The sequence below is a fragment of the Lelliottia jeotgali genome (assembly GCF_977070485.1).
On record NZ_CDRVFO010000002.1, the window covers coordinates 1 to 17723 of the forward strand.

The window sequence follows — 17723 nt, forward strand, 5'->3', positions numbered from 1 at the left end:
CACATAGCTCAGTTGGTTAGAGCACCACCTTGACATGGTGGGGGTCGTTGGTTCGAGTCCAATTGTGCCTACCAAATCTCAGGAAGGGCGATCCGAAAGGGTCGCCTTTTTTGTTGGTGCGCCTCTTTAAAAGGCCGGGCGCTACAGATGTGGCAGGCTTCTGAAAGTTTTTGATTTTTTTGAAAAAAACGCTTTACAGGTGCGCATTCGGTGACTAATATGCGCACCACACGACAGGCACATAGCTCAGTTGGTTAGAGCACCACCTTGACATGGTGGGGGTCGTTGGTTCGAGTCCAATTGTGCCTACCAAATATCAGAAAGGGCGATCCGACAGGATCGCCCTTTTTGCATTGTGCGCGTCCGACGGGCGTCCGGTGTGTAGCAAGGTGTAACGTATGGTCGCGGTCCGGGCCATGGGCCGCCATGCTAGAATCCGCCGCTTCGAAACGGGAGGTACACGCGTGCGCAAACTGGCAGTGGTAATGGCAGTGCTGGCCCTGGTGGGCTGTGAGAACGAGGTCGAAGGTGTGCACAAACAGGTGGCCGAGCACCTGCCCAACCCTAAGACCGCCAAGTTCGGCAACGTGCGGATCGACACCAAGGGCACCATTTGCGGCCAGGTGCGTGGCAAGGACGACGCCGGGCAGTACGAAGCTTACCGCAGCTACGTTGCTATCAAGGGTGACGGTGGCCAGTACGACATTATCGTCGACGACAACGGCAACAACCTGCGTATCCGCGAAATCTGCGGGGGCGCCGAGTTGCAGCGCCGCGCCGAGGCCCTGGCCGACCAGCCTGCCCCCCAAGGCTGGGATGTCGAGGTGATCCAGGGCGCCAACATGGGCGCATTGAGCGACATGACCGCCCGCCTGATCGAGAAGGGCATCCCGTCCTCGGTCGAATACCGCAATGGCAAGCCGGTGGTGCTGCTTGGGCCGTTCCCCACCAAGGAGGAGGCCGAGGCACGCAAGGCAGAGGTCATGGCCAAGCTGGGCACGGATTCGGTTGTCATTCAGCACGGAGCGCAGCGCTGATAACAGCGCACAGTGCACTTTGTAGTATGGCTTCTGTGGGAGCCATGCACTGAGGTGCCTGCATAGAGGCGAGCCGCCTTTTCCCACTGGCTGTGAAAGCCCCGGAACAGACGCCTGTCATCTGTAACCCGACCGGGCTATGCTTGCTCTGGGAGACTGCTGAAACGGGGAGGGCCTCATGTCTACACTGGAACGGGCCATCGTGGTAGCCATCAAAGCACATGAAGGGCAATACGACAAAGGCGGTGCAGCGTACATCCTGCACCCCCTGCGGGTGATGATGCAGGTGTCCACGCCCGAACAGCGCATCGTCGCCGTGCTTCACGATGTGATCGAAGACACGCCGCTGACACTTTCCGACCTTGCCCGCGAGGGCTTCACGCTCAAGATCCTCGCCGCCTTGCTTGCCTTGAGTCGGCGTGATGGCGAAAGCTACGAGGATTTCGTCGTGCGCCTGGGCTGCGACCCACTGGCGCGTACCGTCAAAATGGCCGACCTGGCCGACAATAGCGACCTTTCACGCATCGCCTGCCCAGGCCCTGCCGACCTGGCGCGGCTGGCCCGTTATCGACAGGCCAGCGCTTACCTGCAGGCACTGGTCTAGGCCTCGAGCTGAACTCGGGCTCAAGCTTCGATGGACGAGTGATGGCCAGTGATCAGCCACTGTTCATCGATGTTCTCGAATGTGAACAGAAAGCGCGCTGGTACCACGCGCTGAGCATCGCCTTCGCGCAAGGCAAAGGTGTACAAGCCACCGATGACCACGGTGCCGAGCTTGCGGCTGACGCGTTTTTTGAAAACCTCGATGTCACACACCAGGCCATCGTTGGCCAGAAAATTCTCGAAGTAATTACGGCGGCTGTCGTTGCAATCGCGCACCTGGTTGGACAGGGTGGGCACCAAGATGGCGTCCGAGGCGTAAAGCGCCAGAATCTTATCGACGTCACGGGTGGCCACAGTGGCCGCCCAGTGATAGAGCGCCGCTTTGGCCCCAGCCAGGCAGGCCATCTCGATGTCGGCATAGGGGGCTGTGCTGGCGGGCGAGGTAGTTGCTGGGCTCATGGATGCTTACCTGTGGGTTCGAAATTGGAAATGGCGTAGGTATGCTATCGTAAATTGTCATGTGTTATAACATAACAATTTAATCGAAGGCCCTACGCTATGTTTCGCAAGTTCGAACAGGTGCTCATGACCGAACAAGAACTGCTGTCTCTGCCCGATGAAACCTACATGGATGCTGCGCAGCAGGCGTTCTTCCGCGCGCTTTTGCTGTCACAGCGCAAGGAGCTACAGGATCGGATCTCGGGCGAGTTCGAGGCGATGCGGCAGTTCGAACCCAGCAGCGACCCTTCGGACCTCGGCACCGTTGAAGAGCAGCGGCAGTGGCAGTTGCGCCTGTTGGAGCGTGAAAAGAAGCTGCTGGACAAGATTGACGAAGCGCTGGAGCGCCTGTCGCGGGGGGAATATGGCTGGTGCAAGGAGACTGGCGAGCCCATCGGCTTGCGGCGGCTGCTATTACGGCCCACAGCCACGTTGAGCATCGAAGCCAAGGAGCGGCAAGAGCGGCGCGAGCGGCATATACGAGAAGGCTGAAGCTTGCCTGCACTTTTCTGTCGCCTGGCGCTCTGCCGCGGACTTTGCGCAGTCAATCGTCCTTCGGCACCGTCCAGAAAATCTGCACACCGCCATCGTCGCGGTGGGCGAGGGTGACGTTGTCGTTCTCGGCGATCTCCTCGAGCAGGGTTTCCCAGTCGTCGGGCGACTCCTGCTCCAGGCGGAAGATCAGGGCGGCGCGGCTACGTTGAGCGGTGGGGCTGTTGATGATTTTCTGGATACGCGTACCCAGTAGTTCATAACTGCTCGGCGTTGCGGGGGCGGTACTGGCCACGGGGCTTTTCCTTGTTTTGCTGTATGCGCATACAGTATTTCACTGTAAGGGATTTCGCAACTGCGTGTAAGGTAAAAAGCGGGGGCTGTGGGTGGGCGATTTGTGGCGAGTGGAACCGCTTAAAGGGCCGGTGTAGCCAGTACACCAGCCCCTTGTCATGCGGCAATCAGTATTCCCAGAAAATCCGCTGCAGCTCTTTGCTGTCCTGGGTCTTGGTCATTGCCACCATGGCCAGGATCCGCGCCTTCTGCGGGTTCAGGTCGTGCGCTACAACCCAATCGTTCTTGTCATCCGGTTGCTCGGCGTTGCGCAGCACGAAACCGCCCTGGTTGACGTGCGACGAGCGGATGATCTGCACACCTTCCTTGCGCAGCTCCTGCAGCGCCGGCACCACGCGCGACGACACCGAACCGTTGCCGGTACCGGCATGAATCAGCGCTTTTGCGCCGTTCTGTGCCAGTGCCTTGTAGGCCGTGTCGGTCACATTGCCATAGCCGTAGGCGATGTCCACCTGGGGCAGGCTGCTGATCTGCTTGATGTCGAATTCCGAGTTGACGGTGTGACGCTTGGCCGGCAGGCGGAACCAGTACGATTTACCCTCTACAACCATGCCCATCGGGCCCCAGGCGCTCTTGAATGCTTCGGTCTTGATGTTGACCGCCTTGCTCACGTCGCGGCCAGACTGGATCTCGTCGTTCATGGTCACCAGTACACCCTTGCCGCGGGACTGCTTGTCGCTGGCCACGGCCACGGCGTTGTACAGGTTGAGCATGCCATCGGCCGACATGGCAGTGCCGGGGCGCATGGAGCCCACCACCACGATCGGCTTGTCGGTCTTCTCTACCAGGTTGAGGAAGTAGGCGGTTTCTTCCAGGGTGTCGGTGCCGTGGGTGATGACGATGCCGTCGACGTCCTTGCTTTCGGCCAGTTCGGCGACGCGCTTGCCCAGCTTGAGCAGGTCGTCATTGCTGATGCTTTCGGAGGCGATCTGCATCACTTGCTCACCGCGCACGTTGGCAATGTCGGCAAGCTCCGGCACGCCGGCGATCAACTTGTCGATGCCCAGCTTGGCCGCTTGGTATGTGGCACTGTTGGCAGCGCTGGCGCCGGCGCCGGCAATGGTGCCGCCGGTGGCGAGGATGACCACGTTGGCCAGCTTCTGTTGGGTTTGAGCTTCTTTCGCCGAAGCGGTGGTTGGCAGGATCAGCAGCAGCGCCAGGGCGCTGGGTGCGAAGGTCTTCAGTGCAGCATTCATAATTATTCTTCTCTCTTCCTATATGAGATTTTGCTGTGTCGCATAGGGGTGCAAGGCAGTTTTCGTACCATCTTCGAGGGAGTGCTGTAATTTCCCGGCGCGGCGCTGTGCCTATGGCACGGGCTTTCCGGCAATGGGGGCGCAGCGGCCCCATCGGTTCGGCAATCCGAACAAGCTTAGGAAAACCTGTTCGGTTTTTCGGAAAAATCCAGATACTCTGCGCCATGAGCGACTAGGCGCAAAAGCGAAACGGATTTGACAAAACCTCGTCCTGTTTCCATAGTTAGCCAACGCAAACGTTTGCGATCCGATAAAAACCACAAAATTCGGAGTCATCTCCCATGAAACTGCCGTTTCCCGGTCGTCTGCTGGCGCTCGCCGTCATTTCCTCGTTGTCGCTTGCCCTGCCTCTGTCCGCCGCCCATGCCGAAGACAAACCCAAGGTCGCCCTGGTGATGAAGTCGCTGGCCAACGAATTCTTCCGCACCATGGAAGACGGCGCCAAGGCCTACCAGAAAGACCACGCCAATGAATTCGAGCTGGTGGCTAACGGCATCAAGGACGAGACCGACACCGGCAACCAGATCCGCATCGTCGAACAGATGATAGCTACCGGCGCGAAGGCGCTGGTCATCGCACCGGCCGACTCCAAGGCCCTGGTGCCAGTGATCAAGAAAGCCATGGACGCCGGCATCACGGTGGTCAACATCGACAACCGCCTGGACCCCGACGTACTCAAGAGCAAGAACCTCAGCGTACCCTTTGTCGGGCCCGACAACCGCAAGGGCGCGCGCCTGGTGGGTGACTACCTGGCCAAGGAAAAGCTCAAGGCCGGTGACCAGGTCGGCATCATCGAAGGCGTGCCGACCACCACCAATGCCCAGCAGCGTACCGCCGGCTTCAAGGACGCCATGGAAGCGGCGCAGATGAAGATTGTCTCGGTGCAATCGGGCAACTGGGAAATCGACAAAGGCAACGCTGTCGCCGCCGCGATGCTCAACGAATACCCCGACCTCAAGGCGCTGCTGGCCGGTAACGACAGCATGGCCCTGGGCGCTGTCTCGGCCGTGCGCGCCGCCGGCAAGACCGGCCAGGTGCAAGTGGTGGGCTACGACAACATCAACGCCATCAAGCCCATGCTCAAGGATGGCCGCGTGCTTGCCACCCTCGACCAGGCGGCCAGCCAGCAGGCGGTGTACGGCATACAGGCGGCATTGCAGATGCTCAAGGGCCAGAAGCCGAACGTGGACGCCGACAACGTCATCCAGACCCCGGTCGAACTCATCACCAAGCCTTGACGGCCAGGAGACATGGCCATGCCTGTAACGGCCAATGAAGTGCTGCTCGCTGCCAGCGGCTTGGGCAAGAGCTACGCGCAACCGGTGCTGGGCGACGTCAGCCTGGCCCTGCGCGCCGGCGAAGTGCTGGCCCTGACCGGCGAGAACGGCGCCGGCAAGAGCACCCTGTCTAAGCTCATCAGCGGCCTGGAAACGCCCACCACCGGGCAAATGACCTTCCGCGGCCAGGCCTATGCACCTGGCAGCCGTAGCGCCGCCGAGCACCTTGGCGTGCGCATGGTCATGCAGGAGCTCAACCTGCTGCCGACCCTGACCGTGGCCGAAAACCTGTTCCTCGACAACCTGCCCAGCCGCTTCGGCTGGATCAGCCAAAAGCGCTTGCGCCAACTGGCCACGGCCGCCATGGCGCAGGTTGGCCTGGACGCCATCGACCCGGACACCCCGGTGGGCGAACTGGGCATCGGTCACCAGCAGATGGTGGAGATCGCCCGCAACCTGATCGGCGACTGCCATGTGCTGATCTTCGACGAACCCACCGCCATGCTCACCGCCCGCGAGGTGGAGCTGCTGTTCACCCAGATCAAGCGCCTGCGCCAGCGCGGCGTGGCCATCGTCTACATCTCACACCGCCTTGAAGAACTCCAGCGTGTGGCGCAGCGCATCGTGGTGCTGCGCGACGGCAAGCTGGTGTGCGACGAGCCAATCCAGCGCTACAGCAGCGCCGAGTTGGTCAACCTGATGGTCGGCCGCGAGCTGGGCGAACACATCGACCTGGGTCGCCGGCAGATCGGCGCGCCGTTGCTCAAGGTCGATCGGCTGTGCCGCGGCGACAAGGTGCGGGACGTGTCGCTGCAGGTCAGGGCAGGGGAGATCTTCGGCATCTCCGGGCTGATTGGGGCCGGCCGTACCGAGCTGCTGCGGCTGATTTTCGGCGCCGACCGCGCCGACAGCGGCAGCATCGAAATCGGCCAGCCACTCACGGCGGTGACCATCGACTCGCCCAAGGCGGCGGTCAAGGCCGGTATTGCCCTGATCACCGAAGACCGCAAGGGCGAAGGCCTGCTCCTGACGCAATCGATCAGCGCCAACATTGCCTTGGGCAACCTCGCCGCGCTGTCCCGTGGCGGGGTGGTCGACGGCGACGCCGAAAAGGCTCTGGCCGAGCGCCAGATCAATGCCATGCGCATTCGCAGCGCCAATGCCGCCCAGGCGGTCGGCGAACTGTCCGGAGGCAACCAGCAAAAGGTGGTGATCGGCCGGTGGCTGGAGCGTGACTGCCAAGTGTTGCTGTTCGACGAACCCACCCGCGGCATCGACGTGGGCGCCAAGTTCGACATCTATGGCTTGCTGGCCGAGCTGGCGCGCCAGGGCAAGGCCCTGGTGGTGGTGTCCAGCGACCTGCGCGAGCTGATGCTGATCTGCGACCGCATTGCCGTGCTGTCGGCCGGCCGCCTGATCGACACCTTCGAACGCGACCACTGGAGCCAGGACCAGCTCCTTGCCGCCGCCTTCGCCGGCTACCAGAAACGTGACGCCTTGCTGCACGACGCAGCGCCCAGGATGGATGCATGAAAACCACACCTCTCGACACACAGGCCCGCGCCCCCGCGCGCCGCAGCGGCACCTACTTCGGCCTCGGCACCTACCTGGGCCTTGCGGGCGCCTTGCTGGCCATGATCGTGCTGTTTTCGTTGCTCAGCAGCCACTTCTGGTCGTACGCCACCTTCAGCACCCTCGCCAACCAGATCCCCGACCTGATGGTGCTGGCCGTGGGCATGACCTTCGTGCTGATCATCGGCGGCATAGACCTGTCTGTGGGGTCGGTGCTGGCGCTGGCGGCATCGGCAGTCAGCGTGGCCATCCTCGGCTGGGGTTGGAGCGTGCTGCCGGCCGCCTTGCTCGGCATGGCCGTCGCCGCGCTGGCCGGCAGCATCACCGGCGCCGTCACGGTGGCCTGGCGCATCCCGTCGTTCATCGTCTCGCTGGGCGTGCTGGAAATGGCCCGCGGCCTGGCCTACCAGTTCACCGACTCGCGCACCGCCTACATCGGCGATGCCTACGCCTGGTTCTCCAACCCGATCGCCTACGGTATCTCGCCGGCCTTCATCATTGCCTTGCTGGTGATCATCCTCGCCCAGCTGGTGCTGACCCGTACCGTGTTCGGCCGTCACCTGATCGGCATCGGCACCAACGAAGAGGCCGTGCGCCTGGCCGGCATCGACCCGCGCCCCTACAAGGTGCTGGTGTTCGCCCTGATGGGCCTGCTGGCAGGCTTGGCCGCGCTGTTCCAGATTTCCCGCCTGGAGGCCGCCGACCCCAATGCCGGCGCCGGCCTGGAGCTGCAGGCGATTGCCGCCGTAGTGATCGGCGGCACCAGCCTGATGGGCGGGCGCGGCTCGGTCATCAGTACTTTCTTCGGTGTGCTGATCATCTCGGTGCTGGCCGCAGGCCTTGCACAGATAGGCGCCTCCGAACCCACCAAACGCATCATCACCGGGGCGGTCATCGTCATCGCCGTGGTGCTCGACACCTACCGTAGCCGGCGAGCAGGCCGGCGGAACTGAAAACATGGCAACCATCAAAGACGTCGCGGCACTCGCGGGTATTTCCTACACCACGGTGTCCCATGTACTGAACAAGACCCGCCCGGTCAGCGAACAGGTGCGGCTGAAGGTCGAAGCGGCCATCGTCGAACTCGACTACGTGCCCAGCGCCGTGGCGCGTTCGCTCAAGGCGCGCACCACCGCCACCATCGGGCTGCTGGTGCCCAACAGCGTCAACCCTTACTTCGCCGAGCTGGCGCGCGGCATTGAAGATGCCTGCGAGCGCAACGGCTATTGCGTGATCCTGTGCAACTCCGATGACAACCCGCAGAAGCAGCGCAGCTACCTGCGCGTGCTGCTGGAAAAACGCATCGACGGCCTGGTGGTGGCGTCGGTGGGCGAGGACAGCGACCTGCTGCAGAGCCTGGCCTGCGTGCGCACGCCGATGGTCATCGTCGACCGCGCGCTGGAAGGCGTCGACGCCGACCTGGTGCGCATCGACCACGAGCAGGGCGCGTATCTGGCCACCCAGCACCTGCTGGAGCTTGGCCATCGCGACATCGCCTATATCGGCGGCCCTGCTGCGACCGGGGTCAGCCAGCTGCGCCTGGCCGGCTTCCACCGCGCCATGGCCGAGGCGCAGGTAGGCGTGCAGGGGGCGCACATCCTGCAATGCGACTTCACGAGCCCAGGCGGCCATGCGGCGGCCGGGCAACTGCTCGACGGCCAGCGGCCCACGGCGATTTTCGCCGGCAACGACATGATCGGCTTCGGTGTGCTGCGTGCGGCTGCCGAGCGCAACATCAGCGTGCCGGGCGAGCTGTCGGTGATCGGCTTCGACGACATCGAGCTGAGCCGCTACGTGTACCCGCCGCTGACCACCGTCGGCCAGTCGATCCGCGAGCTCGGCGAAAGTGCGGCGGCGCTGTTGCTGTCACGGATTGCCACACCACGGCGCGAGGGTGCAGAGCAACGCATCGTCGCCCCGCGCATCGTGCTGCGCGAGTCCACCGGGCCGCGCCCGGACCTGTTCAATGATTACCGCTAAGGAATGCCCATGAGTGCCAAGGTCGTGGTGGTCGGTAGCCTCAACATGGACCTGGTGGCCCGCGCCGAGCGGCTGCCACGTGCAGGCGAAACACTGGCCGGCGAAAGCTTTTTCACCGTGCCGGGCGGCAAGGGCGCCAACCAGGCGGTGGCCGCGGCGCGCCTGGGCGCGAGCGTGGCCATGGTCGGCAACGTCGGCGATGACGCCTACGGCCAGCAGCTGCGCCAGGCCCTTGAGGTTGAGGGTATCGATTGCCAGGCGGTGAGCGCGTGCCCGGGCGTCTCCAGTGGCGTGGCGCTGATTACCGTAGATGCCGCCAGCCAGAACTGCATCGTCATCATCCCCGGCGGCAACGGCCAGCTGACCTCGGCAAGCGTGCAGCGTTTCGACGCACTGTTGCAGGCTGCCGAGGTGGTCATCTGCCAGCTCGAAGTGCCCGCCGACACCGTGGCCTGGGCTCTGGCCAGGGGGCGTGAGCTGGGCAAGACGGTGATCCTCAACCCGGCCCCGGCCACCGGCCCGCTGCCCGCGCAGTGGTTCGCCCATATCGATTACCTCATCCCCAACGAAAGCGAGGCCGAGGCGCTGGCCGGTGAGCCGGTCAACGACCTGGCCAGCGCCCGCCGTGCCGGCGAGCGTCTGCTGCAACTGGGCGCCGGCAAGGTCATCGTCACCCTTGGTGCGCAGGGCGCGCTGTTCGTCAGCCGAGATGGCAGCCGGCACTTCCCGGCGCCGCAGGTCAAAGCGCTGGACACCACGGCAGCGGGCGACACCTTTGTTGGCGGTTTTGCAGCCGCGCTGGTGCGCGGCCTGGAGGAGGGTGAAGCGATCACCTTCGGCCAACGCGCTGCGGCGCTGTCCGTCACTCGCGCCGGTGCGCAGCCTTCGATCCCGACCTTGGCGGAGCTGGCCCCATGAAAAAGACCGCGCTGCTCAACATTGCCCTGTCGCGCACCATTGCCGGGCTTGGCCATGGCGATATCCTGGTGATCGGCGATGCCGGTTTGCCCGTGCCGCCAGGGGTCGAACTGATCGACCTGGCCTTGACGCCGGGCATTCCCGACTTCGCCAGCGTGCTGCGCGCAGTGCTAAGCGAGATGCAGGTAGAGCGCCATGTGCTGGCCGAAGAGATGCAGAAGGTCGTGCCGCCCGGCCTGGTCGAGATCGAGCGTCTGCGCGGCAAGCTCGGCAAGCGTGAATGGCTGAGCCATGAGCAATTCAAGGTGTTGTCGCGCAGTGCCCGCGCCGTGGTGCGTACCGGCGAGTGCCAGCCCTACAGCAATATCGCCCTCATAGCTGGCGTAACCTTCTAGTTCCCAGTCCAGTCTGTGGGCGCCGGCTTGCCGGCGATGGGCCGCAAAGCGGCCCCGACCGCTTCACCACCAAGGCAACAGGAGTGCCCCATGCTCAAACCCCTGCTACAAGGACTCGCCCTCATGGCCGCAGCCGCCACCACCACGCTCCAGGCCGCACCCCGCGACCTGATCATCGACACCGACCCCGGCGCCGACGATGTGGTCGCGCTGTTCCTGGCCATGGCCTCGCCGGGCGAGCTCAACATCCGCGCCATCACCACCGTCGCTGGCAACGTGCGCCTCGACAAAACCTCGCGCAACGCCCGTCTGGCCCGCGAGTGGGCCGGCCGCGAAGACATCCCGGTATACGCCGGAGCAGGGCGCCCGTTGGTGCGCGCGCCCATCTACGCTGCCGAAGTGCATGGCGAAGAAGGCCTGACCGGTGTCCCGGTGCATGAACCGAAAAAACCCCTGGCCCCGGGCAATGCCGTGCAGTATCTGGTCGATACCCTCGGCGCTGCCGAACCCCGCAGCATCACCGTGGCCATGCTCGGCCCACAGACCAACCTGGCACTGGCACTGATCCAGCGCCCGGACATCGCCAAAGGCATCAAAGAGGTGGTGGTGATGGGCGGCGCCCACTTCAACGGCGGCAACATCACCCCGGCGGCAGAATTCAACCTCTACGCCGACCCGCACGCCGCCGAGGTGGTGTTGGCCAGTGGCGTGCCACTGACCTACCTGCCACTGGACGTCACCCACAAACTGCTGACCAGTGACGCCCGCCTCAAGCAGCTGGCAGCCGTGAACAACCAGGCCAGCAAGCGCGTGGTAGACATCCTGAATGCGTACATCAAACACGACATGGACTTGTACGGCATGCCCGGCGGCCCGGTGCATGACGCCAGCGTCATTGCTTATCTGCTCAAGCCCGAGCTGTTCAGCGGGCGGCGCATCCACATCAGCGTCGACAGCCGCGAGGGCCCGACCTTCGGCCAGACTGTCGCTGACTGGTACGGCGTGCTCAAGCAGCCGGCCAACGTGATGTGGGTGGGCGAGGGCGATGCCCAGGGCTTTTTCGACCTGCTCAGCGCGCGCCTGGCTCGATTGCAATAGCGGCGTGCGGTGCGTAGCGCTCGAACACCTGGTCGATGAAGTTGCGCGCCGCCTCGCTGCCCAGGTCGCGCACCAGCAGGTCCAGGGCGATCAATACCAGTTCTTCTGGCGTGCTGGGGCTATAGGCGCTCTGGCCCTCCGCCCATTTGACCTTGATGTCGGCGTCGATGCTGTGGTGGCTCATGAAAGGCTCTCGTTTGGGCCTGTGGCGGAGGGGCGAACACCTGACCCTGGTGTTCGCAGCAGGCACTGTGCCTGCACTTCTTAAAGTAAATCATCACTTTGCGTCAATGGCTCTTCGACTTAAGAATAAAAAGCTTGCCCAAGCAAACCAACTGCGTGGTGCAAAATCCGGTCACGATTGGCTTTCGCTACACGCGGCGAGTTCAGGCAGACTTGGGCGGTTTTGCAACGAATTCAGGGTGGAACTGTCGGAACAGGCAGTTCCCAGATCTATTTAGGAGGATTCATGTTCCGTACCCGTGCTTCCCTGGCAACCTTGCTGGTCGCTGCTGTGCTGGCTGGTTGCAGCACTGGGGGCAACTCTGGCGGCGGCAGCGCCCCGGCTGCACCTGCAGGCAACGACGGCCGCTGCGAGGCCAGCGGTGCCGATTTCGCCATTGGCAAGCAAGGCAGTGCCGAACTGCTTGAGCAGGCGCGCAAGGCCAGTGGCTCGCAGATGGCCCGTATCCTCAAGCCGCATGACATGGTGACCCTGGAGTACCGCTCCGAACGCCTCAACCTGAATGTGGACGAGCAGGGCAAGGTGACCCGCGTCAACTGCGGTTGATGCAGCTCCAAGGACTACACTGCTCGGCATTTCATGCGGCGGCGCTAGAAGCCTGGGGCCGCTTAGCGGCCCTTCGCGACACAAGGCCGCTCCTACGAAGGGCTGGCGTGTGCTGCCCTGGCAAACGCCCATAAAAAAACCCGCCACAAGGGCGGGTTTTTTTACAGCTATCCGAATTACTCCGGACGAACCTGCGCAGCCTGCATACCCTTCTGGCCTTTTTCGGCAACGAAGGAAACAGTCTGGCCTTCTTTCAGGCTCTTGAAGCCGTCGGATTCGATGGCTTTGAAGTGAACGAACAGGTCGTCGCCGCCGCCTGCTGGGGTGATGAAGCCGTAGCCTTTCTCATCATTGAACCATTTGACGGTGCCTTGTTGGCGATTGGACATGGGTGAATCTCCAGAACATTTAATTTTCAGTGGTGCAATGTGGCCGAGGCTACGGAGCACGGACACCATAATAGTCTAATTCTGCGCCTGTAGCGTCTTTTACCTTCGCAGGATGCTGATCCAGGGCAAATAAAGCCCGGAAAGCCCTCCGCGCATGGCTCATTTCGGCTTGCAGGCCGCTTGCACGACGCTCTGTGCCTTCTGCATCAGCTTGGCGTCAACGCCGTCATTGCTGTCCAGGTCTTCGATCTCCTTATCAGTGAAATTATCTTTGATGGCTTGCGCGCCGCACGAGCAATGCTTGTCTGCAGTCGCAGCGTCGACACCTTGACCTTGCGCCACCTGCTTGCATTGCGTCATGTAGGCACCCTCCTTGCCGGCAGGGAAGTTGCCAGCGGTGGCTGCCATGGGCAGCAGCAGGGCGCCAGCGGCCGCCAGGGCCAGAAGAGACGGAACTCGCATAACCAGACACTCCTTGGGTTAAGGTCTCATCAAGAGTAGGTTGCTTCCCAAGGTCTGATAGGAAATTTTCCGTGTAAGTTCACCGCTACCGCGTAATTTCCAAATATTTCTGCGCTGCCATGCAACCCCCGTGCTAGCATGCCCGGCTTGCAGCTACACACTTGCAGCCTGCAACTATCTTTTTACTTTCCAGTCACTCAGGTCCCCCTGGCAAGCCGAAAGGCTTCTGCCACTGTGAGGCAGGCTTCCTTGAAGGAAGGCAGGTCGGATCTTGTACTGGCTCATCCCAACCCACGTGACCTTTGGTAGGGGTCACCACTAGGAGAGGAGGCGCCATGCCCACTATTACTCTTCCCGATGGCAGTCAACGCGCGTTTGATCACGCGGTATCCGTAGCCGATGTCGCCGCTTCGATCGGTGCCGGCCTGGCCAAGGCCACCGTTGCCGGCAAAGTCGACGGCAAGCTGGTCGACGCCTGCGAGCTGATCACCCACGACGCCACCCTGCAGATCATCACCCCTAAAGATGAAGAGGGACTGGAGATCATTCGTCACTCGTGCGCCCACCTGGTCGGCCACGCGGTGAAACAGCTGTACCCGACCGCCAAGATGGTCATCGGCCCGGTCATCGACGAAGGCTTCTATTACGACATCGCCTACGAGCGCTCCTTCACCCCTGAAGACCTGGCCGCCATCGAAAAGCGCATGCAGCAGCTGATCGAAAAAGACTACGACGTCATCAAGAAGATGACCCCGCGTGCCGAAGTCATCGACGTGTTCAAGGCCCGTGGCGAAGACTACAAGCTGCGCCTGGTCGAAGACATGCCCGACGAGCAGGCCATGGGCCTGTACTACCACGAAGAATACGTCGACATGTGCCGTGGCCCGCACGTGCCGAACACCCGCTTCCTCAAGGCATTCAAGCTGACCAAGCTGTCCGGCGCCTACTGGCGTGGCGATGCCAAGAACGAGCAGCTGCAGCGCGTGTACGGTACCGCCTGGGCTGACAAGAAGCAGCTGGCTGCCTACATCCAGCGTATCGAAGAAGCCGAAAAACGCGACCACCGCAAGATCGGCAAGCAGCTCGACCTGTTCCACCTGCAGGAAGAAGCGCCGGGCATGGTGTTCTGGCACGCCAACGGCTGGACCGTCTACCAGGTGCTCGAGCAGTACATGCGCCAGGTCCAGCGCGAAAACGGCTACTCGGAAATCAAGACCCCGCAAGTCGTCGACCGCATCCTCTGGGAACGTTCCGGCCACTGGTCCAACTACGCCGAAAACATGTTCACCACATCGTCGGAAAGCCGCGATTACGCGGTCAAGCCGATGAACTGCCCGTGCCACGTGCAGGTGTTCAACCAGGGCCTGAAGTCGTACCGCGACCTGCCACTGCGCCTGGCCGAATTCGGTGCCTGCCACCGTAACGAGCCGTCCGGCGCCCTGCACGGCATCATGCGCGTGCGTGGCTTCGTGCAAGACGACGCGCACATCTTCTGCACCGAAGACCAGGTGAAGAAAGAAGCCGCCGACTTCATCAAACTGACTCTGGATGTGTACAAGGACTTCGGTTTCACCGACGTCGCCATGAAGCTCTCCACCCGCCCCGCCAAGCGCGTGGGTTCCGAAGAGCTGTGGGACCGCGCCGAAGGTGCACTGGCCGACGCCCTGAACGAATCCGGCCTGGAATGGGAATACCAGCCAGGTGAAGGTGCCTTCTACGGCCCGAAAATCGAATTCACCCTGCGCGACTGCCTGGGCCGTAACTGGCAGTGTGGTACCCTGCAGTACGATCCGAACCTGCCAGAGCGCCTGGACGCCAGCTACATCGCCGAAGACAACGCGCGCAAGCGCCCGGTGATGCTGCACCGCGCCATCCTCGGCTCGTTCGAACGCTTCATCGGCATGCTCATCGAGCACTATGCCGGTGTGTTCCCGGCGTGGCTGGCACCGACCCAGGCCGTGATCATGAACATCACCGACAAACAGGCCGATTTCGCCCTTCAGGTTGAGAAATCTCTGAACGGTAGCGGTTTCCGTGCCAAGTCGGACTTGAGAAATGAGAAGATCGGCTTTAAAATCCGCGAGCATACTTTGCTCAAGGTCCCGTACCTTTTGGTTATAGGGGACCGCGAAGTCGAAACGCAAACCGTCGCTGTGCGTACTCGCGAAGGTGCAGACCTGGGCTCCATGCCCGTCGCCCAGTTCGTTGAGCTTCTGACACATGCGGTTTCCCGGCGTGGTCGCCAAGAATCGGAGTAATGACTATTAAGCGTGAAATGAGAAACGATAAACGTGCTGCACCGAAGGCCCCGATCAACGAGAATATCTCGGCCCGCGAGGTTCGGTTAATTGGCGCAGACGGCGAGCAGGTTGGCATCGTCTCGATTGATGAAGCGCTGCGTATCGCTGATGAAGCGAAGCTGGACCTGGTTGAAATCTCTGCAGACGCGGTACCGCCTGTCTGCAAGGTCATGGACTACGGCAAGCACCTCTTCGAAAAGAAGAAGCAGGCTAACGAAGCCAAGAAAAACCAGAAGCAGATCCAGATCAAAGAAATCAAGTTTCGTCCAGGGACGGAGGATGGGGATTACCAGGTAAAACTACGCAACCTGGTACGTTTCCTTACCGATGGGGACAAGGCCAAGATCTCTCTGAGATTCCGTGGTCGTGAGATGGCCCACCAGGAGCTGGGCATGGAGCTGTTGAAGCGGGTTGAAGCTGACCTCGCCGAATACGGCACCGTTGAGCAGCATCCGAAGATGGAAGGACGCCAGCTTATGATGGTCATCGCCCCCAAGAAAAAGAAGTAATCTCCCGGGCACGGCAGGCCTGATGATTATGTGTAATTTTATCGAATGCGGAGTTCCAACATGCCAAAAATGAAAACCAAGAGCGGTGCTGCAAAGCGCTTCCTGAAGACCGCTACCGGCTTCAAGCACAAGCACGCTTTCAAGAGCCACATCCTGACCAAAATGTCGACCAAGCGTAAGCGTCAACTGCGTGGTAGCAGCTTGCTGCACCCGTCTGACGTCGCGAAAGTCGCGCGCATGCTGCGCGTTCGTTAATTCTGGTCAAAGATAGAGGAAGTTACTCATGGCTCGTGTAAAGCGCGGCGTTATCGCTCGTAAGCGTCACAAAAAAATTCTGAAACTGGCTAAAGGTTACTACGGTGCACGCTCGCGCGTATTCCGCGTAGCCAAGCAGGCAGTCATCAAGGCAGGCCAATACGCCTACCGCGACCGTCGCCAGAAGAAGCGTCAGTTCCGCGCACTGTGGATCGCTCGTATCAACGCCGGTGCCCGCACCAACGGTCTGTCTTACAGCCGTCTGATTGCTGGCCTGAAAAAGGCGTCGATCGAAATCGACCGTAAGGTTCTGGCTGACCTGGCAGTGAACGAAAAAGCGGCGTTTGCTGCAATTGTCGAGAAAGCTAAAGCCGTTCTGGCTTAAGTACCCACGACAATCATCCGGCAGCGTTCTGCGCTGTCGGGTGTAAAACGTCATCGATAGGGGAAGAGCCTTCAAAGCTCTTCCCCTATTTTCGTATCTGGAGTCTGTACATGGAAAACCTGGACGCGCTGGTCTCCCAAGCCCTTGAGGCCGTGGAGCGCGCTGAAGACATCAATGCCCTGGAACAGATCCGGGTTCAGTATCTGGGCAAAAAAGGCGAACTGACCCAGGTGATGAAGACCCTGGGCAACCTGCCAGCCGAAGAGCGCCCGAAAGTCGGCGCGCTGATCAATGACGCCAAAGAGCGCGTCACCGAAGTGCTCAACGCACGCAAGGCAGCCTTTGAAGAAGCCGAGCTCAGCGCTCGCCTGGCCGCCGAATGCATTGATGTGACCCTGCCAGGCCGTGGCCAGGCTACCGGTGGCCTGCACCCGATCACCCGTACCCTCGAACGCATCGAGCAGTTCTTCACCCATATCGGCTACGGCATCGCCGAAGGCCCCGAGGTCGAAGACGACTACCACAACTTCGAGGCGCTCAACATCCCCGGCCACCACCCGGCCCGGGCGATGCACGACACCTTCTACTTCAATGCCAACATGCTGCTGCGCACCCACACCTCGCCGGTGCAGGTGCGGACCATGGAGTCCACCCAGCCGCCAATCCGCATTGTGTGCCCGGGCCGCGTCTACCGCTGCGACTCGGATATCACCCACTCGCCGATGTTCCACCAGGTCGAAGGCCTGCTGATCGATCGCGACATCAACTTTGCCGACCTCAAGGGCACCATCGAAGAGTTCCTGCGTGTGTTCTTCGAAAAAGAACTGGCCGTGCGCTTCCGTCCGTCGTTCTTCCCCTTCACCGAGCCGTCCGCCGAAGTCGACATCCAGTGCGTGATGTGTTCCGGCAAAGGCTGCCGCGTGTGCAAGCAAACCGGCTGGCTGGAAGTGCTGGGCTGCGGCATGGTGCACCCGAACGTGCTGCGCATGTCCGGCATCGACCCTGAAGAATTCCAGGGCTTCGCCTTCGGCATGGGCGCCGAGCGCCTGGCCATGCTGCGCTACGGCGTCAACGATTTGCGTCTGTTCTTCGACAACGACCTGCGGTTCTTAGCCCAATTCCGCTAGGCCCAATCGACGCAATTTTCAGGAGA

General features: G+C 61.8%; 22 protein-coding genes and 1 tRNA gene. 17 read left to right on the top strand and 6 right to left on the bottom strand.

Translation table 11 applies throughout. From position 1 onward, the window contains the following. The first annotated feature begins 235 nt into the window (after positions 1 to 235). The 3 genes from ACW4TB_RS02430 to ACW4TB_RS02440 all read left to right on the top strand — a co-directional run bounded on the left by ACW4TB_RS02430 (position 236) and on the right by ACW4TB_RS02440 (position 1641). A tRNA-Val gene (locus tag ACW4TB_RS02430) sits at positions 236 to 312 on the top strand. Between the two features lie 152 nt (positions 313 to 464). Next, complete coding sequence (locus ACW4TB_RS02435; RefSeq protein WP_042111322.1) at positions 465 to 1037, top strand: SPOR domain-containing protein; 573 nt, start codon at positions 465 to 467, stop codon at positions 1035 to 1037. Between the two features lie 178 nt (positions 1038 to 1215). Then, on the top strand, positions 1216 to 1641 hold the full coding sequence (locus ACW4TB_RS02440) for a GTP pyrophosphokinase (RefSeq protein WP_279928674.1): 426 nt from the start codon (positions 1216 to 1218) through the stop codon (positions 1639 to 1641). A 20-nt stretch (positions 1642 to 1661) separates the two neighbouring features. Here ACW4TB_RS02440 and ACW4TB_RS02445 read toward each other — a convergent pair whose 3' ends face one another. Beyond that, the gene (locus tag ACW4TB_RS02445) at positions 1662 to 2099 is read right to left on the bottom strand and encodes a nuclear transport factor 2 family protein (protein WP_012313848.1); all 438 of its coding nucleotides are present in this window, start codon (positions 2097 to 2099) and stop codon (positions 1662 to 1664) included. Between the two features lie 99 nt (positions 2100 to 2198). On the opposite strand from ACW4TB_RS02445, the gene dksA reads away from it, so the two are divergent. Then, positions 2199 to 2630, top strand: a complete 432-nt coding sequence (dksA, locus tag ACW4TB_RS02450; protein ID WP_012313849.1) for an RNA polymerase-binding protein DksA — start codon at positions 2199 to 2201, stop codon at positions 2628 to 2630. Between the two features lie 52 nt (positions 2631 to 2682). Here dksA and ACW4TB_RS02455 read toward each other — a convergent pair whose 3' ends face one another. Both ACW4TB_RS02455 and ACW4TB_RS02460 read right to left on the bottom strand, forming a co-directional pair. Further along, a complete protein-coding gene (locus ACW4TB_RS02455) occupies positions 2683 to 2925 on the bottom strand; it encodes a DUF1654 domain-containing protein (protein ID WP_012313850.1) in 243 nt (80 codons plus the stop codon). Between the two features lie 166 nt (positions 2926 to 3091). Next, complete coding sequence (locus ACW4TB_RS02460) at positions 3092 to 4180, bottom strand: asparaginase (protein ID WP_012313851.1); 1089 nt, start codon at positions 4178 to 4180, stop codon at positions 3092 to 3094. A 341-nt stretch (positions 4181 to 4521) separates the two neighbouring features. Between ACW4TB_RS02460 and ACW4TB_RS02465 the strand changes: the two genes are divergently transcribed. The 7 genes from ACW4TB_RS02465 (at position 4522) to ACW4TB_RS02495 (ending at position 11480) form a co-directional block, all read left to right on the top strand. Further along, positions 4522 to 5478: a sugar ABC transporter substrate-binding protein gene (locus ACW4TB_RS02465; protein WP_012313852.1), complete on the top strand. Its 957-nt coding sequence runs from the start codon at positions 4522 to 4524 to the stop codon at positions 5476 to 5478. Positions 5479 to 5496: 18 nt separating this feature from the next. Further along, entirely contained in the window at positions 5497 to 7050 is a 1554-nt protein-coding gene (locus ACW4TB_RS02470) for a sugar ABC transporter ATP-binding protein (RefSeq protein ID WP_012313853.1), read from the top strand. Next, the gene (locus ACW4TB_RS02475; RefSeq protein ID WP_455828222.1) at positions 7047 to 8042 is read left to right on the top strand and encodes an ABC transporter permease; all 996 of its coding nucleotides are present in this window, start codon (positions 7047 to 7049) and stop codon (positions 8040 to 8042) included. Before ACW4TB_RS02470 ends, ACW4TB_RS02475 begins: the two co-directional genes overlap by 4 nt. A gap of 4 nt (positions 8043 to 8046) precedes the next feature. Next, positions 8047 to 9069: a LacI family DNA-binding transcriptional regulator gene (locus tag ACW4TB_RS02480; protein ID WP_012313855.1), complete on the top strand. Its 1023-nt coding sequence runs from the start codon at positions 8047 to 8049 to the stop codon at positions 9067 to 9069. 9 nt (positions 9070 to 9078) lie between these two features. Beyond that, the gene (gene rbsK, locus ACW4TB_RS02485) at positions 9079 to 9987 is read left to right on the top strand and encodes a ribokinase (RefSeq protein WP_012313856.1); all 909 of its coding nucleotides are present in this window, start codon (positions 9079 to 9081) and stop codon (positions 9985 to 9987) included. Further along, positions 9984 to 10382: a D-ribose pyranase gene (rbsD, locus tag ACW4TB_RS02490; RefSeq protein ID WP_012313857.1), complete on the top strand. Its 399-nt coding sequence runs from the start codon at positions 9984 to 9986 to the stop codon at positions 10380 to 10382. The genes rbsK and rbsD overlap by 4 nt, the downstream gene beginning before the upstream one ends. Positions 10383 to 10472: 90 nt before the next feature. After that, the gene (locus ACW4TB_RS02495) at positions 10473 to 11480 is read left to right on the top strand and encodes a nucleoside hydrolase (protein WP_012313858.1); all 1008 of its coding nucleotides are present in this window, start codon (positions 10473 to 10475) and stop codon (positions 11478 to 11480) included. Here the strand turns inward: ACW4TB_RS02495 and ACW4TB_RS02500 are convergent. Next, positions 11452 to 11664 (bottom strand): hypothetical protein, encoded by a 213-nt coding sequence (locus ACW4TB_RS02500; RefSeq protein ID WP_012313859.1) that lies wholly within the window; start codon positions 11662 to 11664, stop codon positions 11452 to 11454. The genes ACW4TB_RS02495 and ACW4TB_RS02500 overlap by 29 nt on opposite strands. 285 nt (positions 11665 to 11949) lie before the next feature. Between ACW4TB_RS02500 and ACW4TB_RS02505 the strand changes: the two genes are divergently transcribed. Beyond that, complete coding sequence (locus ACW4TB_RS02505) at positions 11950 to 12270, top strand: I78 family peptidase inhibitor (protein ID WP_012313860.1); 321 nt, start codon at positions 11950 to 11952, stop codon at positions 12268 to 12270. A 176-nt stretch (positions 12271 to 12446) separates the two neighbouring features. On the opposite strand, the gene ACW4TB_RS02510 is transcribed toward ACW4TB_RS02505, so the two are convergent. Together ACW4TB_RS02510 and ACW4TB_RS02515 are read right to left on the bottom strand one after the other, a co-directional pair. Then, a complete protein-coding gene (locus ACW4TB_RS02510; protein WP_012313861.1) occupies positions 12447 to 12659 on the bottom strand; it encodes a cold-shock protein in 213 nt (70 codons plus the stop codon). A gap of 159 nt (positions 12660 to 12818) precedes the next feature. After that, positions 12819 to 13121 carry a hypothetical protein gene (locus ACW4TB_RS02515; protein WP_012313862.1) on the bottom strand — a complete coding sequence of 101 codons (303 nt, stop codon included), beginning with the start codon at positions 13119 to 13121 and terminating at the stop codon, positions 12819 to 12821. A 335-nt stretch (positions 13122 to 13456) separates the two neighbouring features. Between ACW4TB_RS02515 and thrS the strand changes: the two genes are divergently transcribed. From thrS to pheS, 5 genes are all read left to right on the top strand, one after another. Further along, positions 13457 to 15379 (top strand): threonine--tRNA ligase, encoded by a 1923-nt coding sequence (thrS, locus tag ACW4TB_RS02520; RefSeq protein ID WP_012313863.1) that lies wholly within the window; start codon positions 13457 to 13459, stop codon positions 15377 to 15379. Between the two features lie 17 nt (positions 15380 to 15396). Continuing rightward, positions 15397 to 15930: a translation initiation factor IF-3 gene (gene infC / locus ACW4TB_RS02525; RefSeq protein ID WP_042111930.1), complete on the top strand. Its 534-nt coding sequence runs from the start codon at positions 15397 to 15399 to the stop codon at positions 15928 to 15930. A 60-nt stretch (positions 15931 to 15990) separates the two neighbouring features. Then, positions 15991 to 16185 carry a 50S ribosomal protein L35 gene (gene rpmI, locus ACW4TB_RS02530; protein ID WP_012313865.1) on the top strand — a complete coding sequence of 65 codons (195 nt, stop codon included), beginning with the start codon at positions 15991 to 15993 and terminating at the stop codon, positions 16183 to 16185. A gap of 28 nt (positions 16186 to 16213) precedes the next feature. Next, positions 16214 to 16570 (top strand): 50S ribosomal protein L20, encoded by a 357-nt coding sequence (gene rplT / locus ACW4TB_RS02535; protein WP_003250671.1) that lies wholly within the window; start codon positions 16214 to 16216, stop codon positions 16568 to 16570. 110 nt (positions 16571 to 16680) lie between these two features. Next, complete coding sequence (pheS, locus tag ACW4TB_RS02540) at positions 16681 to 17697, top strand: phenylalanine--tRNA ligase subunit alpha (protein ID WP_012313866.1); 1017 nt, start codon at positions 16681 to 16683, stop codon at positions 17695 to 17697. Positions 17698 to 17723 lie beyond the last annotated feature (26 nt).